The sequence below is a fragment of the Verrucomicrobium spinosum DSM 4136 = JCM 18804 genome (genome assembly GCF_000172155.1).
GTDB lineage: Bacteria > Verrucomicrobiota > Verrucomicrobiia > Verrucomicrobiales > Verrucomicrobiaceae > Verrucomicrobium > Verrucomicrobium spinosum.
In genome coordinates this window covers 5,136,423-5,160,600 of sequence record NZ_ABIZ01000001.1, presented here as the reverse complement: position 1 = coordinate 5,160,600, position 24,178 = coordinate 5,136,423, and the positions used below count along the sequence as shown (strand labels likewise).

Here is a 24,178-nt window from a genome sequence, read left to right as displayed (position 1 = left end):
CATGCACGCTTACCCTCGCCTTGCCGCAAAGCTCTTTCGTTCACCGCTTCTCCTCGACGCCGGTGTGAGGTGGAGTTTTGAAACTGCCTTGCTGGCGCGCATGGGTGCCGCTGTGGCGCAGTCGTCTGCCTTGGAGGGGAAGGCCCCTGACTCCAGGACTGCCGACATCTACGGCACCTTCCAGAATGTGGCCATCATCCGGATTGACGGGGTGATTGACAAACGCCTGGCTGCCTTGGAGGCCGAGTGCTTTGGGGGCGTGGATCTCGAAGTGATCGACGAAGCGTTGCAGCAGGCGGAGCACGACCGCGCTGTCACGCATGTTGTTCTCGACATCCATTCTCCCGGTGGCGGGGTCACTGGCACACCGGAGACTGCTGCCCGCATCGCCCGACTCGCCCAGACCAAGGAGGTTCACGCCTTCGTGAACTGCCAGGCTTGCAGCGCAGCTTACTGGCTCGCCTCACAGGCTGATGTGATCGCCGCCGCGCCATCCTCCTGTATCGGCTCCATCGGCGTGTACATGGCCCTGCTCGATGAGACGCGCGCCCTTGAGATGGAGGGTTACACTGTGAACCTCATCAAGGCCGGGAAACACAAGGCGATGGGTGCCAGCTTCCAGAAGCTCACCGATGAAGAGCGCGCCATCTTCCAAGGCCAGGTTGACTCCATCTATGCCGACTTCAAGAAGGCCGTCACCGCCTCCCGCCGCATCGCAGACTCCACCATGCAGGGCCAGAGCTTCGACGGCAAGACGGCGCTCAAGCTCGGGCTGGTGGATGTGCTCACCTCGGACAGCCTGGAGGAGTATGCAGGCAGGCTTCTGCACTGAGCGTTGACACCGTGAACCTTGTTGAATTGGTCCTATGAAACTCTCAGACATCTTCCATTCGTTCGGTTCTCGTATCGCTGCCCTCAAGAAGCAGGGCAAGGTGGGAGAAGCTCGTGCCCTGATCCTGGAACGTGACAAGTCCGTCACTCAGGCAGAAGCCCCGCCGCCTGTCGCGTCCACTCCTTCAGCTCCAACCCCCGCGCCTGCGGTAACAGCCAAGCCAACGTCTGCGCCCGCCCCCGTGGCCGTGGATCACTCCGCCACTATCGGAGCCCTTCAGCTTCGACTGAGCGCCATGGAGAAGGACATTGCCGCTTTGCGAACGGAGAACGCGACGCTGAAGGCCTCCGTTGTCGCGCCTGCCCCTCAGCCTGCTGCAAAGAAGGCAGTCAAGGACATGACCGACTCCGAGAAGAACGAGCGCCTTGCCGAGCTCGCCCATGGCTTCGATCAGTGCAACACGAAGTTTGGCCGAAAAGCTCTCTGGACCCTGCACAAGGAGGAGATCCGCGCACTCACCGATGGTCCGCGGATAGGCTGGATGGCCGCTTTCACGTGGTGAATTTCCGTCCGGTCCCCGAGTGGGTGCGCCGGCAGTTCCCGAGATGTCCGTTGAACATAGGTCAGGGAACCAGGTGGACGGGAACGTCTGACCTTGGCCGACTCAAGCAAACAGAATGGTCCCAATGAATACCCTCGAAGATGCTCCTCGAACCGCCACGCCCCAGCAAGCCTATGACCGCCTCACCAAAGAGTACACTGCCGCCGTTGGCAGAGTCCAGCGCCTGGAGACTTCCAAGGCGGAGCTGATCCAAAAGCGTACCGACCTCCTGAACTCTGACGGCGAGGCCTCGAAAATCGCCAAGGGGCTTTCCACCACCGACAGCGAAATCGAGCTCCAGGAGCACCGCCTCCGTACTGCCACCTCTGAGCGCGATGGTTTCTGGAAGGCATTGCGTGAGCCCGCCCGCGGCGTCCTGTCCGGTCTGATTGACGAGCTCACCCGGCTCAGTGACATCGAGCAGGACAAGCGCCGCAACGAACTGATGGCCGTTGTGACGGGCTGGGGAGTGGACCCCGAGAGCATGTTGGGCCGCGCCAATGAGATCGCCGGACATCATCCGCTGGTAGTCCGTCCGTGGCGTGAAGCTGAGGGTGCCAAGGCGGTTCGCTCCAGCGGCGATATCAACACAGCCAGCCTCATCCAGCACATCAATTCGTGCTCCGCCACCGTGGCCGACCTCGCCCCGATCATCACCGCAAAGTAACTTCAGCGTCCCTCAAAATGATCACACCTACCCTCCCTGCGTATCGCCAATCACAGAAAGACCATGCAGCCGCATGCCTCAAGGTTCAGGAGCTTAAAGACGAGAAGTCGAAGCTTCTCGAACGTCAAAACCATCTCGCCAACTCGGAAGAAGACGTTTCCGTCATTGCCGCTGAAATGCCCCATGTTGAATGGGGCGTCAAAATCATGGATCGCCGGATTGAAGCCGCCGAGGCTGAAGCGAATCGCATTCTTGATGAGTCGTTCCCGGTGGCCTATCGAACCATCGCCGAACTGACCGGGGCGCTGAAGGCCCAAGCCGATGAGCACGAGCAACGGGTGCGAGACGACATTTCCAAGGCGGTGGCCAAGCACGGCATTCCCTGCGTGATCGGAGCCAGCGATTTCCAGACGTCTCCGGCTGGGAAGCTGGTCCTGCAACTTGCGAAGCTGCACCCCACCGTTATTCAGGCTCGGAGCGCGGCACAGACGGCGGAAGATTCCGACTCAGTTGAGAAGGTAGGCAGGGCCATCGACGCCGCCGAGTCCGAGCTTGCCCGCCTCCAGACGGCTGGCTGACCCATTTCCTGGCGGTTCCCGAGGGACCATTCAGCCGTCAGGGACCCCGTCTGCGCTTTGGCGTGGGCGGGGTTTTTGTTTGCCTATATGGCCACCAAATGCTAGAGCGCCACATGACCAAGACGACTGAAGCCCATGCCGACGACATCACGATGCTCACCAAGGCGCAGCTGGCCAAGCGTTGGCTATGCTCGACGATGAAGGTGCAGCGCATGATGCGAAGCGGGTTGCTGCCTTACATTCAGCTTGGGCGGTCCATCCGCTTTGATCTTGTGGACATCAAGCGTGTTGAGGCTAATGGCCGGGTGAACGTCCCCAGGTAGCGTTTCGATATCCGCAAGGTTGCAGGAAACTTTCAGTGCCCGACAGGCTCTCGCTGGAAAGCAGGTGGGCGAGTTTCTGGCGGCGAGCCCGAAAAATGAGGGTGGGTGTTGACGAATGTGTTACTCTACGCGCATGAAAAACGTCTTCTTCGCTGCTGCAGCTCTTGTACTGTCGCTCACCTCGTTGCGCGCGCAAACCACAGCCGAGCCGGTGACGGTCTCCCCGTCAATCACCCTGACCGGCAAAACTGTTGGCATGAGTCGGGATGTCACAACCACCTGGCAAGCCCCGTGGGGCAGCTTCAACAAAGAGGCTACAAGCCGTCGATGCCTTGCGATCACAATGTCCACCGTTGCCAGGGCTCCCCAAAAGGCCAAGGTTCAGGTTCTCTTTCTTTTCCGCAACCAGGGCTCGAAGGATCTGGAGATTGAATCTACCGACGCGAAAGAGGCGACTGCCGAAAATGGCAAACCTGCTATCCTCACGGTTGATGTCATTACCGAAGACACCTACGACAAGTATATTGCCCTGGGGGCTCAGGCGAAGACGGGGCAGCGGTATGTGGGATGGGCGGCAAGAGCCATTGATGCGAACGGGAACATTGTAGGGACATGTGGCAGCACCACAGCTTACGCCAAGTACGCCTACGAGGCGAGATAGGCGTGAAGGGGCAGGCTCCGAAGTTGATCAGCATGCGATTCCTCGACATGGAATCCAAATCAGACCCTGCCCATATCATCCTCAAGATCCCCCGCCGCGCTCTCCAGCTCTGCGCGGACAAGCTGCCCTCTGGCGTGACGGTCCTTATGGTGCCTCCTGATGCGTTCCCACCGGAGTTCATTCGCCTGCCTGACAATGGAGAGCGCTGCTCGGTCACTGGCATGTCTCGCACCTGGCTTATTGAGCGCATTCGGGACAGCCGCAAGTACGGGACTGCTATCAAGGTGCATCACATCCGTAGCAAGGGCGCTCTCCGCGGAGTGGTGCTCATTGATCGAGCGAGTCTTGTCGCGTGGCTCGCTGAGCACGATGAGCCAGAATGGGTAAACGGCAAGATGCCCTCCCCAGTGCGTCAGTCCAGATCCTGAAACGGTGATTTCATTGGTCCCGTAGAGCGCTACTCTGTTGCACCATGATCTTACCAGCCTTCTTGCGGCGGGTGAGCAGTGAGTCGAACGCCTTGATCGCTCGCCCCTGGTCATCAGCCTTCATGGCGCCCTGCTTCACGAGCCACTCGATAGACTGGCGACGGGAAAAGCCCTTGCCACGAAGCTGGATGAAGACCGGGAGCATGGTGGCCCATTTCTTTCCAACTGATTGGACTTCAGGGGTTGCAGTCTCTGCGACTTTGAGGAGGTCGGCGACGTTCATCACGCGCCCCCTCGCTTCATGCGTGCCGAGTCCGTGAAAAATCTTCACTCCACGAAACTTTTCCGTTGCATATTATTATGCAATGTATAAGCTCATACTCGTGAACCACGGCAACCGTGGGGAACATAAAAAAGGCCTGCCGAGTGGTGGAACACCCGACAGACCCGCATGCAACAATCCTGGATAGAGGATCGTCACAATGAAAGCATATGTCAGAAGAGCTAGTTCGCAAGCTCAAGGCGGCAAGGGAACGCCTGAGCCTCACGCAAAAGCAAATGGCCGAACAACTCGGCACTCCGCTTCCAACGTACATTGCGTGGGAAAACGACCAGCGCACACCCCGCGGGTTCACCCTGAAAGCCCTGCTGGAGACGCTGGAAAGAATGAAGTGAAACCGGGCAAGCTGATCACGATTCGCACCGTGATTGGCCAGGAGGTTCCTGATGTGGATCACCTCCCCGGGGAGATTGTCATCGCAATGAGCCCGGAGCATCTAACGATGTTCAGAGGTCTGGCGAGGAAGGCGGGCAAGAGCTTCGAAGACTACTTCAGGCAGGATATGCTTCGCCTTCCTGCGAAGCCGGTGGGGCCAGACGCCCCAGTGCCCTACGAGATCGTTGCCGCTCCTGCCTTCCCGCCCGCTCCAGCGTCTGAGCAATTCCTGATGGAGGCGGTCGCTGAACTCCACCCCGCGAAGACCCGCAAGAAGGAGGCGGAACGGATACATAAGGCCTGCGCTGCCGCTGGCGTGCCCTTTGCCGCCATCCTCAAGACCGCCGTCAATCGCGTTGTTGGGGAGATCGAGGCCACCGGGTCGCTTGATCTCACTGGCTACCTGCCCCCGGTACTCTTCCCCAAGCTGCACGCCCGCCTGGCCGAGATCAATCGCGTGTTCGAACTCCGCCGGGAAAACGGCTTCACTCAGTGGATCATGGAGGAGATCATGGGTGACCTGCTCAACGGTGAGGATGGCCTACTGTTCGATGCCTACAACTTCGACGACACCCAGAAGGCCCGCCGTGACTACCGGGCCATGGTGGGGCGCTGGCGCAAGGAGGACGGGCTACCACCGCTCAAGCTGCCGCCCTGGCGTGTGAAGCGGGTGGAGAAGACGGAAAGGAGGGCTGCGTGATGACCAACTCCATTTTCCAGGGGAAGCAGTACCGCGCCCTCGAAGACCGTTCCATCGCTGCCGCACATGCCCTGCACCTCAAGGTGCCTGACCTGCTGCGCATTGGCCTCACCCGCCTCCTGTACGAGATCGAGGAGACTGGCACCCTTGCGTTGAGTCTGGATGGCTCTCCGCCCGCTCCCAGCGTCAAGAAGGCCAAGCCGGATATCCTGACCCCGAAGACCCGCCGGCGGATTGAGGCGATTGATTCGACCTTTGATGGCGGTTGGCTCGAAGGACTCCTTCAGGATCTGCTGGAGACGACAATTGCGGAGGACTGGACCGCGGCAACGGTGAAGCCCTTCATGCCGCCCACGGTATTCTACTCGCAGTTCATACGGCTGAAGGGCTTGCGGGAAGCCTGGATCGCTGAAGACAATCCGATGCCCGCCCCGGAGCCGGACCGACTGGAGAAGGGCCTCACCGATGGCAGGGGCAAGCCCGGGCGGAAGAAGCGTCCGCATCCGCTGTTCGGGGACACGCCCCGGAAGGCGGCATAGGCCCGGTGGTTGGCGGTTATCGGGATGCCGATAACCGCCAAAACGTCGGCAGGGCTTTTTTTAATTGGGAGCTTGCTAGGGGGGGCGAAAACCTTGACTTGGCCCTTTAGGGCTTATTTGTGGTAGCGGTTGGCAGATCTGCATCTGACGATTATTTGCTGAGATTTGGCAGGAATTGAGATAACCAAAAGCCCACTTTGGCGCTCCTTCAAATTGATGTCACGGCAACCGCCGTGAAAGGATTCCGTGAAGCTCACATCGATCTCGCCTTCAATCTCTCCAGTCTGATATCTAGTCAGATGCAGGTTGTAAAATTCCGCTGTGTAGGGCTCAGGCGAGCCCCCTTGGTCACAAAGGTCAATGAGCGGCAGCAGGTCCGCCTTTTCCTCAAGAAACTCTTCTATGAACTCCGACAGGTCGTCATCGGTCATACAGGAGATCTGTGTGTCATTGGGAAGCTGAAGCTTCGAGGGTGCATCACTGAAGTCCATGTGTGTGTAGGTAGGGCGATGAACTGCCTGAATTAGAGTTCAATCCTGATACCGATTTGATACAGGAAAAAGAATCCAAACGAGGCTAAATGAGAGTATCAAAGTTGCCCTGTGAGCATTGCCTGTGCGGTTTCCAACTCGGTGTATCTTGCTGATTTTCAGCGCCTTAGAGTGGCGGAGAGAGAGGGATTCGAACCCCCGGAAACTTTCGCTTCAACGGTTTTCAAGACCGCCGCCTTAAACCACTCAGCCATCTCTCCAATTGGTGCTTCCCAGGCTCGCGGTGCGAACACCGACGGCTGGGGCAGGGCGGAGTCTAGCGCAGGTCCTGCGTATGAAAAGCAGAAAAGCAAATTCCTGCTTGATTTTCATTTTGGGGCTGGCATGCTCCTCGCCCACTCATTCACATTCACGTATTCTGTAACGATTCCCATGGTTGTCATCCGACTCCGCCGCGAAGGCACGAAAAACCGCCCGTTTTACCGCATTGTGGCCGCTGATCAGCGGTTCCGTCGTGATGGCCGCTTCCTTGAAATCCTTGGGACGTATGACCCGCTCAAGGGCAAGGACAACGCTGAAGTGGACGTGGAGAAGGCCAACGCCTGGATCGCCAAAGGTGCTCAGCCCACGGAAACCGTGCGCAGCATCCTGAAGAAGGCTGTCGCCGCTGCTCCCAAGGCCTAAGGGCTGGCAGTTTTGCTGTTTTTTGTCCGCCGCGCTGGTTTGCCCAGTTCGCGGCGGATTTTTTGCGTTCTGGTTCAGCGGGATGACGGGAAGGGGAGTTTCGGTTTAACCACAGAGGGCACGGAGGTTCACAGAGGGGAGAAGCTTCCAATCTCAAACTTCAAAACTCAAAGTTCAAACTTCGGCTGGAGGTGGGGCTGGGGTTTGGGGCGAAACTGCACTTTTCACTTTTTACTTACCACTTTTCACTCTCTCTTACCCCATGGACGCCCCTGAAGCCCTTCGCGAGTTCCTCATGTACGTGGTGGCGAATCTGATCGATCACCCCAAGCAGGCGAGCATCGCTGTGGGGACGACCAGCGCCGGGGCGATTTCGTACCGGATTCAGCTCGCGCCGGATGATGTGCGCCGGGTGATCGGGAAGAACGGGTTCACGATCAGTGCCATCCGCTCCCTGGTGAACGTGGCTGCCCAGAAGCACGGGGTGAAAGTGTCTCTGCGCGTGGATGGCGTCAGGGAGGAGGAAGAGACCACTTGAGACAGGATTAACAAGATTGTGAAGGGGGCGCGACGGGATTGAAGGAGGAGCGATGAGACTTTTCAGACTGAATTAACAGAATTTACGGAATTAGGGTTTCGGATTTGCGGTTGGTGGCGGCGCTGTGGCGACTGCTCTTTGAATTCTGTTAATTGTGTTAATTCTGTCTAAACCTTCTCCCTTAACCCTCTTCTCTTACCCCTGGATGCTCCGGTTAATCCTGTCTAAAAGGGACTCAGCCTGAGGAGCGTAGGTGCGCCCGAAAAGGTTGAAGTGGTTGAGGATGTGGTAGAGGTTGTAGAGGTCCCGGCGGCGTTCCCAGCCGGGCTGGCGGGGCCAGGTGGCGTCGTAGCCTTCGTAGAAGGAGGGGGTGAAGCCGCCGAAGAGTTCGGTGAAGGCGAGGTCGCACTCGCGGTCGCCGTAGTAGCTGGCGGGGTCGAAGATGACGGGGAGGCCGTGTTCGTCGAAGGCGGCGTTGCCGCCCCAGAGGTCGCCGTGGAGGAGGGAGGGGGCCACGGTGGTGTCTGCAAAGAAGGCGGGGAGCTGCTCCAGCAGGCGGTCGGCACCGGGGAGGGCGAGCCCTTTCTGCCGGGCGAGGCGGAACTGGAAACCGAGGCGTTGATCCCGCCAGAAGTCGATCCAGGAATCGGTCCACGCGTTGGGCTGCGGGGTGGTGCCGATGTAGTTGGCGTGTGCCCAGCCAAACTTGCCCTGCGGTGAGGTGGCCCGATGGAGGGCGGCGAGGTGCTCGCCCATGCGGCGGAACTGATGGGAGGCCCCCTTCTGGAGGGGGATGTACTCCAGCACCAGGAAGCTGGAATCTTCCCAAACCTCCCACACGATGGGCTTGGGGACGCGGAGGGTGTGGGTGGCGGCCAGGGCCTGGAGGGCCAGGGCTTCCGCTTGGAACAAGGTGACTTTATCGGCGGTGTTGACCTTCACGAAGTAGGGCGTGAGGGCCACGAGGACATAACTCTGGTGGATGTCTCCGCCAGGAACGGGGCGGACCTCACAGGCACCGAGGGGAGAACCCGTGGCGGTGGTGATCGCGGTGCGGACGCGCTCTGTGAGGGAAGAGGTCACGTGAAGGAGAGAGACCTCTTTTAGACAGGATTAACAAGATTTTTGTCAGATTAACAAGATGGGGCAGACTGCGTTTGTGGGGAAGGTTTAGACTGAATTAACAGAATTTACGGAATTAGGGTTTCGGATCTCCGGCTGTTGGTGGCGTTGTGGTGCCTGCGGTTTGAATTCTGGTAATTGTGTTAATTCTGTCTAAAGCCCTGCTCCCTTGACGCTCCTCCCTTATCCCTGGCCCTGCACTTCTTTTACCAGGTTGGTACAGCCATCTTCCAGGAGGTCGAGGACGAGTTCAAAGCCATCGGGGCCGCCGTAGTAGGGGTCGGGGACTTCGGTCTGGCTGTGGCGGGTGGTATAGTCGCAGAAGAGCTTGATCTTGGCGGCGTATTTGCCTTCACGGTCCAGGCGGCGGACGTCGCGCAGGTTGTCCTCGTCCATGACGAGCACGAGGTCAAAGTCGGCCAGATCCTGGGCGGTCACCTGACGGGCGCGGTGGACGAGCTTGATGCCCCGGTTCGCGGCGGCGGCGGTCATGCGGGAATCAGGGGGATTGCCGGCGTGGAGATTGATGGTGCCTGCGGAGTCCACCTCAGCCTTGCCCAGCGCACCTGCGGCGGCGAGCTGGTGCTTCATGACGCCTTCAGCGGCGGGTGAGCGGCAGATGTTGCCCATGCAGACGAAGAGGAGGCGCTTCACTGAAGTGAAAAGTAGTTAGTAAAAAGTGAAAAGCAGGGAAGAGGGGTAAAGGAAAAGGGAATTCGCAGGGGGCTTTATTCGCAGCTGTGGACGCTGATTTCCTCGAGGGCGGCTTCGATCTCTGCCAGGCAGTTTACGAGGCGGACGTCTGGGACGCGGAGGGCCTGGTAGTAGCCGTAGGCGGCGCGGCCTCCGATGAGGAGGGCGGTGTGCGCTGGCAACATGCCGCGGAGCTTGGTCAGCTCATTGGGGACGTTGGGATCGTCCGAGGGGTACACCATGCTGAGGGCGACCGCGCGGGCCTTGCGGATCTGCACACAGGCGGCGATTTCTTCTGCCGGCAGAGAGGGGCCCAGATAGGTGACGCGCCAGCCGAGGTCCCGGGCGGCGGCGGTGGCCAAGAGGGCACCCACCTCGTGGATCTGGCCGATGGGCGTGGTGACGAGGAGTTCCGGGGCGTTGGGCCGGAGCTGGTAGTTCCGTGCGCCCAGTGCGAGGAAATCCCGCACGACGCTGGTGGCCAGGTGCTCGTGGGAGACGCGCATCTCACCGCGTCGCCAGGCTTCGCCCACTTCGTGGACGAGGGGGGCGATGATGCGGAGCAGGACGGTGCGCTGACCGTAGCGCAGGCGGGCCTCCTCCAGGAGGTCACTGATCACGGCGGTGTCCAACACCTGCACGGCTTCCTTGCAGCGCTGCAGACACTGCTCTGCGGAGTCGTGTGACAGATCCTGCGGGAGCGGTGCGGTGACCGGGGCGGGGTTGACCTCTTTCTTATACAGGCCATAGAGTTCATCCAGGCACAGACAGGAGATCTGGCTGATGCGGTGGCCGCAGTCTGTCAGCTCCTTCAGCAGGCGCAGGCGCTCGATTTCCTCGTCCGAATACAGGCGCCGGTTGGAGTCCGTCCGTTTGCAGCAGATGAGGCCGTACCTCCGCTCCCACACCCGGATGGCGTGGGCCGTCAGGCCGGTGCGGTGGCACACAACCTTGATGGGGTGGCGGAGTTCTTTAGAGGCGGCTACCATGCGGGAAATTTAGAAGGGGGAGAGTACAGCTAGCGTTTTACGTGCGGGCCCTGGACTGGGAAACAACGGATTTTTTCACAGACGGGGCCCCATGAGAAACGACAGCGATCAAAACAGCAAACACCAATATCAGTTTGCCCGGAAAACGGGCGAAAACTGTGCTGGTCAGGGGTGGATACGGTTCGGATGAGTTCTTGGTTCGTAGTTCTTGGTGCTTGGTTGGCGGGGCGCGGGAGTCGAGGGGGAGTTTGAAGTTTGGATTTTTGCGTTTGGGATTTGCAGATTCCCCCGCATCCCCGGTTGCTTCCGGGCCTGATCTGCCTTGAGTGCCGCCCCATGCTGAACTACGTCTGGTCTTTTCTGCTGCTCACGGGCCTGGTGGCGGGCGCGCTTTTTGGGAAACTGGACGTGGTGGTGGCGGCGCTGCTGGAGCGCAGCAAGGATGCCGTCTTGGGCATCGCCCTGCCACTGGCGGGCACCATGATGCTGTGGCTGGGCATCCTGCGGGTGATGGAAAAGGCGGGCCTCATGGAGGTGGTGGCCAAGATTCTCTCACCCATCCTGCGCCGCATCTTCCCTGAGGTGCCGCCCACGCATCCGGCGATGGGGGCGATCACCATGAACATCGCTGCCAATATGCTGGGGCTGGGGAATGCGGCCACCCCGCTGGGTCTGAAGGCGATGGGCTACCTCCAGGAGCTCAACCCGCAGAAGCAGAGCGCGACGAATGCCATGTGCATGTTCCTGGCGCTGAATACGGCTGGCTTCACGCTCATCCCCATGGGGGCGATCATCTACCTCAGCTCTGGTGGGGTGAAGGATCCGTATGCGGTGATCGCGCCCACGCTCATTGCCACCGCGTGTGCCACCGTTGCGGCCGTGCTCATGGCGAAGTTCCTCCAGCGTTTGCCTGCCTTTCGTGTGCAGCCGGATGAAGTGACCGCCGATGCTGCCAGCGCTGGCGCGGGCGAGCCGGATACGGCGACCGGCGCAAAGGATGCCGCTCCCGCCCCCAAGCCCTTTCGCCTTTCCCCCACGCGGGCGGTTCTGCTTTCTCTCGTGTGCGCCCTCTTTGCGCTGGGCGGGGCCATGGAGTTCTCCAAGGACTTCCGGGCCTCTGTCCTGCGGGCCACTGGCATGGAGGCCGTGATCTCTGCTGCAGAGCAGCGGGCGGCCGAGGCCAAGGAGCGGCAGGAGGTGCTGAAGGCGGAAGCCGCCGCGGCCAGTGGGGCGGTCAAGGCCACGGCAGGGGAGGTGCCCAAGGACACTTCAGCGTGGCGTCAGGGGCTGAGATCGGTGTCGGTGCTGGCCATTCCCATCATCCTGCTGGTCGCCGTCGTCTGGGGCCTCTTCAAAGGGGTGGCCGTGTATGAGGAGATGGTGGAGGGGGCCAAGGAGGGCTTCGGCGTGGCGTTGCGCATCATGCCCTTCCTCGTGGTCATGTTCGCGGCGCTGACGTGTTTTCGTGAGTCGGGGGCGCTGCTGCTGTTGCAGACGGCGGTGCGCCCGCTGCTGGACTTCATCGGCATGCCGGTGGAGCTGCTGCCGCTCGCCATCATGCGGCCGCTCAGCGGCTCCGGATCCTCCGGCATCCTGAACGAGATCATTCTGCACCCGTCCTCCACGGACACCCTGCGCTACACGGCGGCCATTCTCTATGGTTCCACTGAGACCACTTTCTACGTGCTGGCGGTGTACTTTGGCAGCGTGAGCATCCGTCGCAGCCGGCACGCGCTGGCCGCCGGGTTGTGTGCGGATGCGGTGGGCATGGGCATGGCGGTGCTGCTGGGCCGGCTGATGTTCAGCTGAGGATGTGGAGGCAAAAACAGGCCGCTCCACCCGGGCGGGGCGTCGGTGGCGGCGGGCAAAGACTGCCCCGGTCCTGGTACATTCATTGTGTTCACGAGGTTTCATTGAACCGGGTGGAATATCCTCCGGACTGGTGAAAATGTGATCTTATCGGGAGCTTCGTACCTGACGGGTTCCAGTACAAATGTGACCATGTGCCCGTGCGGCGGGAGGCGCGGCACGCGCGGTGCTGACGGGACATCCTCATTCCCCCCGTGACCAGGCGAAGGTGTGAGTCAGCCGTGTGGTGTGCCGCTGGTGGCGGGGGCAAGGAGCGCCCAACCCATGAAACACCCTCGCCACCCCCGTGCCATCTGCCGATGCCTTGTTCGATACTCGGCGCTTCTTGCCCTGGGCCTCTGCCTGCCAGCCGCCGGGCTGCGCGCGCAGACGCTGACATGGGATCTGACGCCCGGCTCACCTGGGGTGCAGAACGGCAGCGGCACGTGGAACACCACGGTGGCGAACTGGATTGACTCTGTTTCTGGAAACAACGTGCTGTGGACGAACAGCGGCCTGGAGGTGGCGCAGTTTGGCAGCACCACGCCGGTGAACCCCAGTGTGGTCACCGTCTCCGGCAACATGAACCTGAAAGGGCTGGTCTTCCTCCCGCTGGGCGCCACGACCCCGGTGGCGGGAAACCAGTATCTCCTCAACGGAGCCGCAGCCAACACGGTGCTGAACTTTGGAGACGGCGGCTACATTGAGATGGCAGACTTCTCCTCCGGGGGCTCGCAGTTTGTCGCGCTGAACGCGAACATTGCGATGCAAGGAAGCAACCTGACGATCCGCAAGACCACGGGCAGCGGTGCAGTCACTCAGTTCCTGAACCTGAACATGGCGTCCAACCCGAATCTCACGGGCACGCTCACCATCGGCAGCTACATCTATCTCGGCGTGACTGCGCAGGCGACCATTGGCAACGTGAGCTCCATCGTGGTGCAGAACAACGGTACGCTCACGCTCGGTCCCTCCAATGCGACTTTCAACCAGGCGATCACAGCTGCCGGGTACGCGAATGCCTACGGTGCCATCCGCATCCTGGGCTCCAATGTCACCCTGTCTGGCGGCATCACCATGACGGGTGACATGGGCATTCTCACCCACTCTTCCAACACCGGCATCCTCATCAGTTCCGCCCTCACTGACGGAGGTGGTGGCTATGCTTTTCACCGGTTCTCCCTCACTAAAAACGATGGCACGCTCACTCTCACCGCCGCGAATACCTACAGCGGCAAGACCGTGCTGGGGCGCAACCTGGCGGGCTATACCGGCGGCATCACCATCCTGGACTTCGCTGCGACGGGCGCACCGGTCCAGGACATTCTCTACAACGGTGTGGTCACGGCCGGGGGGCTGGAGTTTGCCGGTTCCCCCCTCGCGAGCGCCATTGGCAGCTCGCTCCTCATTCTCAATGGCAAGGCGGCGACGGATAACGTGCAGCGTTTTGGCAATGTGTCCGTCACCGGGCTGAGAGGTGACATTCAGGTGAACTCTGGTGCGGGCGGTAGCATGACGCTGCAACTCGGCACCATCACCCGCACGGGCGCGGGCATGATCTCCTTCACCGGTCCTGCACAGGGCAGCATCACCACCACCACGGCAGATGGTTTCCTAGGACCCTGGGCCACCTACAAGAGCGGCAGCGGCTACGCCACCTGGGCCCAGGTTTCGTCCGGTGTCCTCACTGGCTTCACCGGCAGCACCGCGCACAGCACGGGTGTGGCACAGGCCAGTGATGTGGCCACGCATCTCACCATCGGCGGCACTTCCACTGGCGTCGTCACCCCGGAGGCTGCGGTGAGTTATCTCGCCACCGTCTCCATGACCGATACGGTGAGAAACCGGGCGGTCGCGATTGCCAGCGGCAACACCCTGCGCCTGGCTGCCGTGGGCGGCGTGCAGATCGCGTCAGATGCACGGAATCTCACGATTGGGGAGCTGGGTGTGGGCAGCTTCCTCTCTGCGGGTGGATCCTCTGCAGGGACCGGCCAGCTCTATCTCACCAACAACTCCACCACCTCCCTGCTTACCATTCACTCCGGCATCACGAACAATGCCGGAGGAGGTGCGGTGAACGTGCTCATCAATGGTGCGAGTGGCTCCACCACGGTGCTCACCGGAACGAGCAGCTACACCGGGGGCACCACGATCTCCAGCGGGGCGCTGGAGATCCGCAACGCCGCCGCGCTGGGGACTGCGGGGCTCATCACGGTGCAGGATGGTGCGTCCCTGAGGCTGTCCGGAGGTATTACCTTAAACCGTGCCGTCACGCTTTCCGGCATCGGCACCTCTGTGGCGGTGGAAGGGGCGCTGCGGAATGTGAGCGGGGACAACACGGTATCCAGCGTCCTGACCATTCTCACCCCCGTGAGCATCGTGTCAGACGCTGGCACGTTGCGGCTTCTGGCCGCCACTCCTGCCACCAACGCCATCACGGGCACGTTTGCCGTGACGTTCGGTGGGAGGTCGAATATCATCGTGGATGGTCGCATGAACATCGGTACCGGCATCATGACCAAGACCGGCAACGGTACGCTAGTCCTGAACGGGGACAACAATTTCACTGGCACGGTCACGATCAACGGTGGCGTGGTGCGCGTGGGCCACGCCAATGCCTTGGGCAACAACGCCGGCACCTTTAGCCTCACGGATATCAATACCGGCGGCACGCTGGAGCTGACGGGCGGTTTGACACTCTCGGCAGAGCCCATCTCGCTGGGCAGTACGGGGTTCAACAACAGCGGCGGCATCCGGAATGGCAGCGGTGACAACACCCTCACAGGACTCATCACGGTGGACAACACCTCGCGCATCGAGTCTCAAAGCGGCACCCTCACGCTGGATGTCGCCTCCGGAAATGCCATCATCAAAGACAACAGCAGCAGCAACCGGGCGCTCACTTTTGGCGGGGCGGGAGATATCGTGGTGCAGGACGCGATTGCCCGCCAGAATACCGGAGCCCTCTCCATCACCAAGGAGGGCACCGGCACCCTCACCCTCAAGGCCACCAGCACCTATGACGGGGCCACCACCGTGAACGGCGGGGAGATGCACCTCGACTACACGGGACTGGGCACCCCCACCAATCTGCTCTACAACGGCTTGTCATCGCCCGGCGCACTCAGGCTGGCGGGCGGCACGCTGAAGCTGACGGCCAAGACTGGCAGTGGCGTCAACAGCAGCCAGCAGTTCGGCATCTTCTCCATTGGCGTGGGCATGTCTTATTTCAAGGTGGTGCAGAATGGCGGGGCGGGGATGACGGTGGATCTAGGAAATCTCGCCCGGGCCAAATCGGCCAGCATCGTGCAGTTCGATGCGGTGACGGATGTGGCGGATGCCACCGGGACTGGCGGCCCCATCAGCGTCACCACGACTGGCGGCATCGACAATGCCATCATCAGCCACGACGGCATCACCTCCTTCACCTGGGGCAAGAACGACTGGGCCGCCACCACGGCCAGGTCGGGTGATCGCCGACGTATTGTCGGGCTGTCCAGCATCGCGGGCGGCTACACGGCGGGCACATCCACCACGCTGGCGGGCAATGCCGATGTGGTGCTCGGTGCGGGCATCATAGCGTTGAACGAGAACGCCGATACCACAAGCCTGCGCTTCAATGCGGCGCAGAGCAGCTACATCGGACTGGGTACGGGCGTGATCCTGACCACCGGCGGCATCCTGGTGGGGGAGGGGGTGGGGGCCAGGACCACCTACATCGATGGTGGCATCCTCCGTAGCGTCTCCACCAGCACGCCCTTTGACGAAGCGGACCTTGTCATCATCCAGAACAACACGCTGGGGGACCTCGTGATCAGCTCCGTGATTGCGAACAACGCCACCGTCTCGAGCGCCACCACCTTGACCAAGGCTGGTGCAGGCACCGTGGTGCTGGAGACGGTGGCGCACACCTTCACGGGTACCATCAGCGTGGTGGAGGGCACTCTTTATTACAAGTCCGGCAGCATCAGCTCCTCCACGCAGTTCACGATTGGCGGCGGGGCCGCCAGCGGCAAGCTCAAGGTGGGGAACAATACCGCCAGCCTGACGCTCCAGGGAGACTGGCTGCGGACTGAGGGCTACGGCACGCAGAACGCGCTCGTGGGTGGCGGGACTTTTGTTTCCAGCATCCTTCTGGACACGGACAACATCACGAGTGATTTTCGTCGGGGCACGATCGGCGGCAGCGGGCAGTATGAGAACAACATCGGCGTCCAGGTGGCTGCCACCGGGGCGCTGCTGCAACTCGGGGCGAACAACACCTATGCCGGAAAGACCTCCATCCACCGCGGCATTGTGGAGGTGGAGACGCTGGCGGATGCCGGGCAGACCAGCTCCCTGGGCACGGGCACCTTCAACGCGGACCCGAACAACGCCATTATCGACATAGCGAGCCACACCACCACCGGTGCTCCAATCAGTGTGACGGCCACGCTTCGGTATGTGGGCTCCACGAACTCCGTCACCAACCGGACAGTGCGGTTGATCAACACGGACAACTCCACAGACATCCCTTCTGCGGTGGGGATTATCGAGAACGTGGGCACGGGCACGGTGAAGTTCACCTCGCTCTTCACGGCCGCTGGGGGCAATCCCATCGCCCGCATGCTCCAGCTCGGTGGCACCAATGCGGGGGCCAACGAGATTGTCGGAATCGATGACGCCAGTCTTTCAATCAAGACACAGATCGAGAAGGCGGGCGTCGGCACCTGGGGTATCACCGGCAGCAACACCTACAGTGGTGGCACTATGGTGACAGCAGGCACTCTGCAGGCGCTCAATACGGCGGCCGTGGGCACGGGCACCGGCTCTGCCACGGGCACCGGAATGGTCACCGTCGCGGCGGGCGGCACCCTGGCGGGGACAGGCCGCGTGGCTCCCGCTGCGGGGAATCATGTTTCCGTCAGTGGGCGCGTTTCCGTGGGCGATGCGGCTTTGACCCTGGCCCAGGCCAGCCGGTTGGAGATCGCCACCAGCGGCAGCGGGGTGCTCACCTTCAAGACGGGCAGCACCCTGGCGCTGGACTTGTTCACCGGGGTGGGATTGGGAAATAACGCGGGTGTGGCAACGGCGTCTGACGTCATGGTGGTGAACGGATCCCTGGTCATCGAGAGCGGCGCCACCCTCGTGCTGGGGAATCCCAACCAGATGATGGAATGGACGGCGAATGACTCCTGGCAGCTTTTTGACTGGAGCGGGATCACCTCCCGCACCGGGGAGTTCAGTGTGCTGTCGCTGCCGACCCTGGGTGGGGGATTGTCATGGGACACCAGCAAGCTCTATCTGGACGGCACGATTTCGGTTACGGTTGTACCTGAGCCTGGGAGGATGGTGTTGCTGGTCGTGGCGGCGGGTGCGGTGGTATTGCGGCGGAGGAGGCTGGCGGTGGTTTGGTGAATCGGTGGTTTGGTGGGGGAGCTGGGCGGTTGGGGCTTGGGGATTGGTTGATGGGCTTATAGTTGGAAATTTCTTGCTTCTCTCTGGGGGGAGTGACAAAGAGGGGTATGCTGTACGCCCAAAGTGCCCCCACCAACATGCATGCAACTGTATCAAAGGCGCGCTGGCAATGGATGCTGGTGGGGTGCTTGATGGTCTCGTCTACAGCGTGTGAAAAGCGCGGAGGTGGAGATTCGAATGTAGATGTCCCCCTTGGTGCCGCGTCCTCGGTTCCCGAGTTGGTGCAGAAGGAGTCGGAGGAACTGCGGGTACATAATTACCGTCTGGAGGAAGAGAACCGTGCCCTGCAGGCTCGAATAGGCTCACAGAATCGCGATCACAGTCTGGAGGCGCAGGGCCTGCGCAAGCGAGTAGATGAACTACAGGCAACTCTGAAATCCAACGAAGACGCGTATCAGAGGCATATTGACCAGCAAAAGCAGGCGATTGCGAAACTGGCAAGCGGACTTCGCTTGGGGACGATCCGTACGGGTGCTGGCGATCTCACGGGCGTTGTCATCACGGATGTGGAATCTGACGGGGTCAAGGTCAGTCACGATGGTGGGATTACCCGGGTGTCATTTCTGCAACTGCCCTCGGAGCTTCAATTCCTGTTTGGGCGGCTGGGTGCCTCGGAGGCTAAGGTCAGCGGGGGGCGGGGAAATTACGATGAGCTCGCTAGTCAACCTGGGGGAGGGCAAGTCGCCTCAACCGCACCTGGAAGCGCCTTGTTCGAGAAGGAATCGCTTCTGATTATCACGACGGACAAGGGCACTGGGTCTGGGTTCATTGCCAAAGTGGATGGCAAGCACTACGCCTATACGAATGCCCACGTTCTCTGTGGAAGTCCGGGTGGGTTCAATTCCAAGCTGGTGAGAGTTACGACTGCGAATGGCACAGTGCTTCCCATGCCCTATCTCGTGCAGATATCAGACACCTACAATGCGGCTGCTCCGCACGGGTTGGAGGATCTGGCCAGGTTTGAGGTCGTGCCACCCAAAGGGGTTCGTGCCTACGAACTCGTCTCCTCTGGAGCAGACTCGCTGGCTCCAACCACTGAAGTTGTGGCTTATGGAAACAGCCTGGGTGGAGGGGTCTTCACTGAGTTGACCGGGACCTGTCTTGGGGTGGGGCCTGATCGCGTCGAGATCAGTTGCGAAATTGTTCCGGGCAACAGTGGCGGGCCTGTGGTGGACCGAGCCAGCCGGAAAGTCGTGGGCATATCCACATATCTCGATGCCAGTGGCATGCGTGATGTTTGGGCAAAGTCCACCAAGTTCGGTGCGGTGCGGCGGTTTGCCGTGCGCCCCGAGCGGGTGGTCAAATGGCGGACGATGGAGCTTTCTGCGCTCTATGGTGGCATCGAAGAGTTTCGGGCATTTGATCGCGACACTCTGACTCTGGCCGCAGCTTGTTTCCTGAGACCCAGGAACAATCGTGGAGGGTTTGAGGCTCCGTCTGATCAGCGGGGGGATTACATTGTCCGTGAAGTCGTCATTGACGGATCCAGGCACCGTTTGGGTGGCGTTATCAGTGCGGGGATTGCCCGGGTCAATGATCGGCTCGGTGGTGCTGGTGCGACGATTTCAGCATCAGCAGCGAATCCTGTTTACGGAGAGTTCTTCTCCAGCGTTTCCAGCGGATCAGCGAGCCAGGTCACGAGCCTGAAGACTTCAGATCGATCCCCTTACATGAAGCAGTTTGTGACGGAGCTTGTGGAGGTTCGTGAATTTTGGCAGGTGCAGTTCCAAAAAAGTGCTGAGCGATTCGCGCGAAGTGTGAAGTGATTGGCGGATGTTGCAGCCGCTCAGCATCTACAGAATGAATGGGAAACTCCGAGGCGGGTAACCCAATGCGTGCAGGTTGGTTTGATCTGCTCAATAAATGCAACTTGTTGGACGCGCCCCCCTTGCCTCTTCCCCCTACTCCTTGACCTTCCTCGGCTCGGCAAAGATCACGTTCTTCACCTGCATCTGACCTAGAGGGAGGTTGCTGCGCATTTGCAGTACTTCGTTGGTCACGTCCTGAGCGAGCGTGATGTGGCCGATGCGGAAGATGCGGAAGGTCTGATCGGAGCCTGTGGCACGATCAGCGCTGAGAGTGGCGGTGAGGTCGTTGCCATTGAAGAAGGCGCGGATCTCCGCGTCGTTGTCCAGCTTGGCGGCGGAGAAGACGATGCTCAGATCATAGCTGCCGGCGGGGAGGCTGGGCACGGACCACTCCGCGACTCCCAAGGAGAGGGTCTTGGCGGAGGGGTCCGTAGGAACACCTTGCACCTTGGCCATGTTGGGGTGCAGCACCAGACTGGGGCGCTTGCTCATGCCAGGGCCGGGGCCGGGCGGGCCTGGGGGGGGAGGGGGGGCGGGCACTGCTGCCACGGGAGTGCCGCTGGCCACGGGAGGGGCAGGCTGGAGCGCGGTGTAGGGCATGGCTCCGCCGTTGGAGATGAGCTGCTTTACCTGCTCGATCTCCTTCTCCACCGTCTTGGCGTCAGAAAGGCGGGCACGGGCACCGAGCTGCTGGCGGAGCAGCTCCAACTGGCGCATGTAGTCCTGCAGCACCGGGGCATGCAGGCGGCGGAGGTTGGACTTGTAAGTGGCGTCCAGCGTCTCCAGCCGGGACTGAAGGCTGGGCGATGCGGAGGCTGCTGCGGCAGCGGGGGCCACGGCCGGGGCGCTCACGGGTGCGGGAGCCGGTGCCGGTGCCGGTGCCGGGGTCTGGGCCCGCAGGGCCAGAGAAGGCGCGGACAAGGAAACAACCAATGCCGCCACCCGGCACAGTGCCGGGAGGTGAGGGGGCTGGAAAAGAGAGGAAAGGGGACGCATCGCGCGGTTCGCTGGTCAATTCGCGGTCGAGTTCGTGTTTGCGGAGGGCGCAGGCTTTTCCTGGTCTGGGGACACGGCCCAGGCTCCCGGTGGGATGGGACGCTGCCGGGCCTGTTTCTCCCGTTCCTTGAGATTGGAGAGGGTCATTTCCTCGAAGCGTCGGGAATTCTTGGCCCGAGCGGTGGGCCTGTTCACACAGGCGAGACCGTTGTCCACCAGGATGCCGGCGAAGTCGCCCACGCCTTCCAATTGCACGGCCACGAGAAGATGGCCGTCCGGGTCCTTGTTGCCGCGGGTCAGAATCTTGAGGGGGCGGCCTTGGAGGAAGGCGTCGGTAAAGACCTGCGCCTGCTTGCCCAGAAGATAGATGTCATCTGGATCCAGGCCAAAGTAGTCGCTGCACATCTTGACCTGTGCCCCACCGTGCACGGAGAGGGGCGGGCACGTCACCCACAGGAGTCGCACCGGCACCGACTCACCCTGGTAGCTGACCAGAAACTCATCTCCCGTGTTGTTCACGCTGGAGATGTAGGTCGCACCCTCCCATTCTTTGAAGCCCTGGGCTCGCAGGCTGGTGGTGGGCGTTGCCGCACTGCTGATGGTGATGATGCGGTCTGGTCGTTCCACCAGGCGCTGCGCGGTGCGGATCTCCACCTGGAGGTCGGACGCGGCCTCCTCGTCATTTCGGGCGTGCGCCTGCTCTGCCATTTTGTTCACCTTGTCGATGTAGGCACCTACGTACGGCTTGACGATCTGCTGGATGCGGGTGGTCCAGGTCTCGTTGATCTTGGTCACCTCATCCACGGCCGGTGCAGGGGCCCCGTTGCCATCCAGGGGGGCGGCGGGCGCTGAAGCAGGCGTGTCACCTTCTTTGACCGGGGTGAGGCGCACCTCCTTCAGTCGCATGACCCCGCCAGAACCGCGGGTGCGGGTGATCTTTACCGCGAACCTGGCAGAGGTGCGGTTGAGCGTGATGGGGGCGAGCTGGAGGTAGGCTGGCTTGTCCCAGCCTCCAGTGTCGGCCACCTGGCCGGCGCGACGGTTCATGGACGCACCTGCCAGACTCGAATCTTCATAGAACTCAAACTCACCTCCCGTGATGAGGTCCTCACTCACCGTGTAGATGCTCATGCGAGTGGGCGGATCTCCCATGGGGGCCACGGAATAGGTCACGACGACGTTGTACTTCCCCGGGACGATCTTTTGCACATCCCAGACGGCGAGGCTCCCCACGCTCTTCCAGTTGGTGAGGTCGCCAGTGGTCCGGTCGTAAGAAACCGTGCCGCTCGGCCGGGCATCGGCCGCCTTTAGCACCATCACGTTTGAGAGGGTGGGATCGTCCAGAGACCTCGCGTACAGATCCGCCAGTTCCTGGCGCAGACGCTGCGCGGTCAGGGCCTGCTCGTAATCGCCCTCTGCCCCCACCTCCCGGGCCAGATTGCCCAAGGCCACGGCGTATTGTTCCGCCAGAGTTTTGGAGGAGGCCAGGGCGCGCAGGGCATACTGCTGCCGTAGCTGGCTAAGCTCTACCGGTTCCCCAGGGAGAACGGCTGCGGGTAGCGTCGGGGCCGCCGTCGGGGGAGCTTGGGCGGGGGACGAGCTGACGAAAGTCAGGTGCGGCAACAACAGCAGGGCAAGACGCGTTTTCACCGGCTTGGGGAAGGGGAAGGGATTAACGGGCGGCCGGCATGAGTACCAGACCGTAAACGCGCAGAGAGGCGCTTTTCTCAGGCGCTTTCGCCTTCAAGGTGAGAATGCCGCTGCCATCGCGGATTCGCAGAGTGCCCAGTGACTTCTCCTCAGCCTGCTTCAGGGGAGGGCGGCAGATGGCGCTCAGGGAGTAGAAGGACTCTTGCAGGACCACCTCGCCGTCTTCTGCGGTGTAGCGGAGCAGGACCTCGTAGCCTCCGGGGGGCAGGTCGGGCAGCTTCCACGTGGCGGAGGCCCCTGGGGTACTGAACCCACTCAAGACCGCACCTTGGGCGTCCAGAGTAAGGCCGTTGAGCACGGCATCGCTCAGCTTGAACTCAATCTTGTCCGGCAGCGTCTTGGCCAGCAGACTCAGAGCCTGCGCTTTCAGGGCGGGAAGCTCCTTCTCCAGGGTGGCGATTTCTTTTTCCAACTTGAGGCGCTCATCCCGGGCGCGAATGGCTCCGGCAAAGTCCTGGGCTGCAGCCAGTTTCTTCTCCAGAGCGGTCATCTCATCCCTTTGCGTACGCTTCTCCGGCAGGATCGCACCCACCAGATCCTGGCGCAATTGCAGCTTCATGGAGCGCAAGTCCCGCTCGGGAGACGCATCTTGAGCGGCGGAGGAGTCCTTGGAGGCAAACAGCAACACCGCCAGCAGGGCGGCTGTGAAAGCCCGTGAGGGAAGAATAGAGAGTGAGGAGAACAGTCGGACAGGCAAAGGAGACGCGCGGGTGCTGATTTGTAGGGAATTACTCCTGATCCAGCATAATGATTACCATGTTGGCGGCAAGCCCATTCAGTAGGAACCGGACGTTCGTTTTTCCACGACCGCTTCGATTTCCAGGTCCAGTTCCTGACGGCAGATGTCTGCCTGGAGGAAGGTGGCCTGGTGGCTGGCCAGGCCCAGTTCCTCGGTGAGCCAGTCTTTGATCAGCGGAAGTGCCTCGGCATGACGCAGATAGCACTTGAAATCCCGGCGCACGATCCCGGCCTTTGCGGCGGCCTCGGGGCCGCGCAGGGCCTCCATCATGTCCATACGATCGAACATGATTTCGATGTTGTGCATGGTGGTACGGAACTGGGTGTGCCAATCGCCCTCACCCACGGTGCGATGTCCCTCGATGCTGGCCGTTCCGCTGAGGTACCCGGTGGTGGTGCCCCCTTCGGTAACCAGCACGGCCCGGGCAAAGCTGGGTGGTTTGGGGCCGTAGTCAGAGGGGTAGTGGTAAGCGGGCACTTGGGAGGGATTCTCCAGATAGACGGGGTGTGTTTTCCCCGCGATGAAGGTAAGGAAGAACTGACTGCCCCCAACACCCACTCCGGATGCGGCTGGCATGTAGGCCCGTAAATCCCGCCCAAAGCGCTGCTCGAAGGCCATCCATCTGCCCAGGTTGAACTGGCGGTACCGCTCCAGGCCATGATCGGTCTCGTTGATGTGGGGCACGTAGTTCCAGATCCGGTGAAGGTAAAATCCGCGGCGGGTGCAGATCTCTAGAAGCTGGGAGTAGGCAGCCTGAATCGGCTCCTCCAGGCGACCTGCCACATCCACCACCACAGCGCCGTGCAAGTGGTCGCTCGACTCTAAAAAGTAGAAAGGTCCCTCCCTGTGTGGGACTGCTCCGGTCGTGAGCCACTTTTCTTCGAAAGGCCCGTGCAACCCAGGCACGGGGAGGTCCAGCCGACAGGTGCCGGGAAGATGGCTCAGGGCGCTGGTCTTCGCGTCAAAATGAACTTCAAAATGAGGGACATGGGGGCCTGCAAGCACATCAGGGAACATCATGGGGATTAACGCTTTTTTAGGATGAAAAGTCAAACTCTT

The 24,178-nt window shown here is 61.2% G+C and carries 24 protein-coding genes and 1 tRNA gene; 15 read left to right on the top strand and 10 right to left on the bottom strand.

Annotated features, from left to right (window positions below; genetic code table 11):
- Position 1 precedes the first annotated feature (1 nt).
- From VSP_RS39765 to VSP_RS20945, 7 genes are all read left to right on the top strand, one after another.
- Positions 2-832: a S49 family peptidase gene (locus tag VSP_RS39765; protein ID WP_009963151.1), complete on the top strand. Its 831-nt coding sequence runs from the start codon at positions 2-4 to the stop codon at positions 830-832.
- A gap of 34 nt (positions 833-866) precedes the next feature.
- Positions 867-1,394, top strand: a complete 528-nt coding sequence (locus VSP_RS20970; RefSeq protein WP_009963150.1) for a hypothetical protein — start codon at positions 867-869, stop codon at positions 1,392-1,394.
- Between the two features lie 124 nt (positions 1,395-1,518).
- Positions 1,519-2,100, top strand: a complete 582-nt coding sequence (locus tag VSP_RS20965; protein ID WP_009963149.1) for a hypothetical protein — start codon at positions 1,519-1,521, stop codon at positions 2,098-2,100.
- A 17-nt stretch (positions 2,101-2,117) separates the two neighbouring features.
- The gene (locus VSP_RS20960; RefSeq protein WP_009963148.1) at positions 2,118-2,678 is read left to right on the top strand and encodes a hypothetical protein; all 561 of its coding nucleotides are present in this window, start codon (positions 2,118-2,120) and stop codon (positions 2,676-2,678) included.
- Between the two features lie 113 nt (positions 2,679-2,791).
- A complete protein-coding gene (locus tag VSP_RS20955; protein WP_075088690.1) occupies positions 2,792-3,001 on the top strand; it encodes a helix-turn-helix domain-containing protein in 210 nt (69 codons plus the stop codon).
- Between the two features lie 133 nt (positions 3,002-3,134).
- Positions 3,135-3,662 (top strand): hypothetical protein, encoded by a 528-nt coding sequence (locus tag VSP_RS20950; protein WP_009963146.1) that lies wholly within the window; start codon positions 3,135-3,137, stop codon positions 3,660-3,662.
- 47 nt (positions 3,663-3,709) lie between these two features.
- On the top strand, positions 3,710-4,090 hold the full coding sequence (locus VSP_RS20945; protein WP_009963144.1) for a hypothetical protein: 381 nt from the start codon (positions 3,710-3,712) through the stop codon (positions 4,088-4,090).
- A gap of 10 nt (positions 4,091-4,100) precedes the next feature.
- Here the strand turns inward: VSP_RS20945 and VSP_RS20940 are convergent, their stop codons facing one another.
- Entirely contained in the window at positions 4,101-4,421 is a 321-nt protein-coding gene (locus tag VSP_RS20940; RefSeq protein ID WP_009963142.1) for a hypothetical protein, read from the bottom strand.
- Between the two features lie 161 nt (positions 4,422-4,582).
- On the opposite strand from VSP_RS20940, the gene VSP_RS36540 reads away from it, so the two are divergent.
- From VSP_RS36540 to VSP_RS20925, 3 genes are read left to right on the top strand one after another with little or no spacing between them, the layout of a single operon-like run.
- Entirely contained in the window at positions 4,583-4,765 is a 183-nt protein-coding gene (locus tag VSP_RS36540) for a helix-turn-helix transcriptional regulator (protein ID WP_009963140.1), read from the top strand.
- The gene (locus tag VSP_RS20930; protein ID WP_009963139.1) at positions 4,762-5,505 is read left to right on the top strand and encodes a hypothetical protein; all 744 of its coding nucleotides are present in this window, start codon (positions 4,762-4,764) and stop codon (positions 5,503-5,505) included. Before VSP_RS36540 ends, VSP_RS20930 begins: the two co-directional genes overlap by 4 nt.
- Entirely contained in the window at positions 5,505-6,044 is a 540-nt protein-coding gene (locus VSP_RS20925; RefSeq protein ID WP_009963138.1) for a hypothetical protein, read from the top strand. The genes VSP_RS20930 and VSP_RS20925 overlap by 1 nt, the downstream gene beginning before the upstream one ends.
- 113 nt (positions 6,045-6,157) lie before the next feature.
- Here VSP_RS20925 and VSP_RS20920 read toward each other — a convergent pair whose 3' ends face one another.
- Both VSP_RS20920 and VSP_RS20915 read right to left on the bottom strand, forming a co-directional pair.
- Positions 6,158-6,535 carry a hypothetical protein gene (locus VSP_RS20920; RefSeq protein WP_009963137.1) on the bottom strand — a complete coding sequence of 126 codons (378 nt, stop codon included), beginning with the start codon at positions 6,533-6,535 and terminating at the stop codon, positions 6,158-6,160.
- Between the two features lie 172 nt (positions 6,536-6,707).
- A tRNA-Ser gene (locus tag VSP_RS20915) sits at positions 6,708-6,795 on the bottom strand.
- 172 nt (positions 6,796-6,967) lie between these two features.
- Here VSP_RS20915 and rpsP point away from each other — a divergent pair.
- Together rpsP and VSP_RS20905 are read left to right on the top strand one after the other, a co-directional pair.
- Positions 6,968-7,219 carry a 30S ribosomal protein S16 gene (gene rpsP, locus VSP_RS20910; RefSeq protein ID WP_029190628.1) on the top strand — a complete coding sequence of 84 codons (252 nt, stop codon included), beginning with the start codon at positions 6,968-6,970 and terminating at the stop codon, positions 7,217-7,219.
- Positions 7,220-7,481: 262 nt separating this feature from the next.
- Positions 7,482-7,757, top strand: a complete 276-nt coding sequence (locus tag VSP_RS20905; RefSeq protein ID WP_009963135.1) for a KH domain-containing protein — start codon at positions 7,482-7,484, stop codon at positions 7,755-7,757.
- A gap of 195 nt (positions 7,758-7,952) precedes the next feature.
- Here the strand turns inward: VSP_RS20905 and VSP_RS20900 are convergent, their stop codons facing one another.
- The 3 genes from VSP_RS20900 to VSP_RS36535 all read right to left on the bottom strand — a co-directional run bounded on the left by VSP_RS20900 (position 7,953) and on the right by VSP_RS36535 (position 10,561).
- Positions 7,953-8,840 (bottom strand): fructosamine kinase family protein, encoded by an 888-nt coding sequence (locus VSP_RS20900; RefSeq protein ID WP_009963133.1) that lies wholly within the window; start codon positions 8,838-8,840, stop codon positions 7,953-7,955.
- 222 nt (positions 8,841-9,062) lie between these two features.
- Positions 9,063-9,533, bottom strand: a complete 471-nt coding sequence (locus VSP_RS20895; protein WP_009963132.1) for a low molecular weight protein-tyrosine-phosphatase — start codon at positions 9,531-9,533, stop codon at positions 9,063-9,065.
- A gap of 74 nt (positions 9,534-9,607) precedes the next feature.
- Positions 9,608-10,561, bottom strand: coding sequence for a MerR family transcriptional regulator (locus VSP_RS36535; protein WP_009963130.1), 954 nt, complete (start codon positions 10,559-10,561; stop codon positions 9,608-9,610).
- Positions 10,562-10,897: 336 nt separating this feature from the next.
- On the opposite strand from VSP_RS36535, the gene VSP_RS40560 reads away from it, so the two are divergent.
- From VSP_RS40560 to VSP_RS20875, 3 genes are all read left to right on the top strand, one after another.
- Positions 10,898-12,370, top strand: coding sequence for a nucleoside recognition domain-containing protein (locus VSP_RS40560; RefSeq protein WP_029190627.1), 1,473 nt, complete (start codon positions 10,898-10,900; stop codon positions 12,368-12,370).
- 324 nt (positions 12,371-12,694) lie between these two features.
- Complete coding sequence (locus VSP_RS20880; RefSeq protein ID WP_044133615.1) at positions 12,695-17,806, top strand: beta strand repeat-containing protein; 5,112 nt, start codon at positions 12,695-12,697, stop codon at positions 17,804-17,806.
- Positions 17,807-17,943: 137 nt separating this feature from the next.
- The gene (locus VSP_RS20875) at positions 17,944-19,632 is read left to right on the top strand and encodes a S1 family peptidase (protein ID WP_157210988.1); all 1,689 of its coding nucleotides are present in this window, start codon (positions 17,944-17,946) and stop codon (positions 19,630-19,632) included.
- Positions 19,633-19,767: 135 nt separating this feature from the next.
- On the opposite strand, the gene VSP_RS20870 is transcribed toward VSP_RS20875, so the two are convergent.
- From VSP_RS20870 to VSP_RS36530, 4 genes are all read right to left on the bottom strand, one after another.
- Complete coding sequence (locus tag VSP_RS20870; protein WP_009963126.1) at positions 19,768-20,670, bottom strand: hypothetical protein; 903 nt, start codon at positions 20,668-20,670, stop codon at positions 19,768-19,770.
- Positions 20,671-20,685: 15 nt separating this feature from the next.
- Positions 20,686-22,320 (bottom strand): thermonuclease family protein, encoded by a 1,635-nt coding sequence (locus tag VSP_RS20865; RefSeq protein WP_009963125.1) that lies wholly within the window; start codon positions 22,318-22,320, stop codon positions 20,686-20,688.
- A 22-nt stretch (positions 22,321-22,342) separates the two neighbouring features.
- Positions 22,343-23,077: a hypothetical protein gene (locus VSP_RS20860; protein ID WP_157210987.1), complete on the bottom strand. Its 735-nt coding sequence runs from the start codon at positions 23,075-23,077 to the stop codon at positions 22,343-22,345.
- Between the two features lie 78 nt (positions 23,078-23,155).
- On the bottom strand, positions 23,156-24,139 hold the full coding sequence (locus tag VSP_RS36530) for a chorismate transformation FkbO/Hyg5 family protein (protein ID WP_009963122.1): 984 nt from the start codon (positions 24,137-24,139) through the stop codon (positions 23,156-23,158).
- Positions 24,140-24,178 lie beyond the last annotated feature (39 nt).

Coding starts and splice junctions, on each gene's coding strand:
- rpsP (WP_029190628.1), top strand. CDS start 6,968: ATGGTTGTCATCCGACTCCGCCGCGAAGGCACGAAAAACCGCCCGTTT.
- VSP_RS36540 (WP_009963140.1), top strand. CDS start 4,583: ATGTCAGAAGAGCTAGTTCGCAAGCTCAAGGCGGCAAGGGAACGCCTG.
- VSP_RS20970 (WP_009963150.1), top strand. CDS start 867: ATGAAACTCTCAGACATCTTCCATTCGTTCGGTTCTCGTATCGCTGCC.
- VSP_RS40560 (WP_029190627.1), top strand. CDS start 10,898: ATGCTGAACTACGTCTGGTCTTTTCTGCTGCTCACGGGCCTGGTGGCG.
- VSP_RS20950 (WP_009963146.1), top strand. CDS start 3,135: ATGAAAAACGTCTTCTTCGCTGCTGCAGCTCTTGTACTGTCGCTCACC.
- VSP_RS20925 (WP_009963138.1), top strand. CDS start 5,505: ATGACCAACTCCATTTTCCAGGGGAAGCAGTACCGCGCCCTCGAAGAC.
- VSP_RS20905 (WP_009963135.1), top strand. CDS start 7,482: ATGGACGCCCCTGAAGCCCTTCGCGAGTTCCTCATGTACGTGGTGGCG.
- VSP_RS39765 (WP_009963151.1), top strand. CDS start 2: ATGCACGCTTACCCTCGCCTTGCCGCAAAGCTCTTTCGTTCACCGCTT.
- VSP_RS20945 (WP_009963144.1), top strand. CDS start 3,710: ATGGAATCCAAATCAGACCCTGCCCATATCATCCTCAAGATCCCCCGC.
- VSP_RS20880 (WP_044133615.1), top strand. CDS start 12,695: ATGAAACACCCTCGCCACCCCCGTGCCATCTGCCGATGCCTTGTTCGA.
- VSP_RS20960 (WP_009963148.1), top strand. CDS start 2,118: ATGATCACACCTACCCTCCCTGCGTATCGCCAATCACAGAAAGACCAT.
- VSP_RS20955 (WP_075088690.1), top strand. CDS start 2,792: ATGACCAAGACGACTGAAGCCCATGCCGACGACATCACGATGCTCACC.
- VSP_RS36535 (WP_009963130.1), bottom strand. CDS start 10,561: ATGGTAGCCGCCTCTAAAGAACTCCGCCACCCCATCAAGGTTGTGTGC.
- VSP_RS20920 (WP_009963137.1), bottom strand. CDS start 6,535: ATGGACTTCAGTGATGCACCCTCGAAGCTTCAGCTTCCCAATGACACA.
- VSP_RS20870 (WP_009963126.1), bottom strand. CDS start 20,670: ATGCGTCCCCTTTCCTCTCTTTTCCAGCCCCCTCACCTCCCGGCACTG.
- VSP_RS36530 (WP_009963122.1), bottom strand. CDS start 24,139: ATGATGTTCCCTGATGTGCTTGCAGGCCCCCATGTCCCTCATTTTGAA.
- VSP_RS20965 (WP_009963149.1), top strand. CDS start 1,519: ATGAATACCCTCGAAGATGCTCCTCGAACCGCCACGCCCCAGCAAGCC.
- VSP_RS20875 (WP_157210988.1), top strand. CDS start 17,944: ATGCATGCAACTGTATCAAAGGCGCGCTGGCAATGGATGCTGGTGGGG.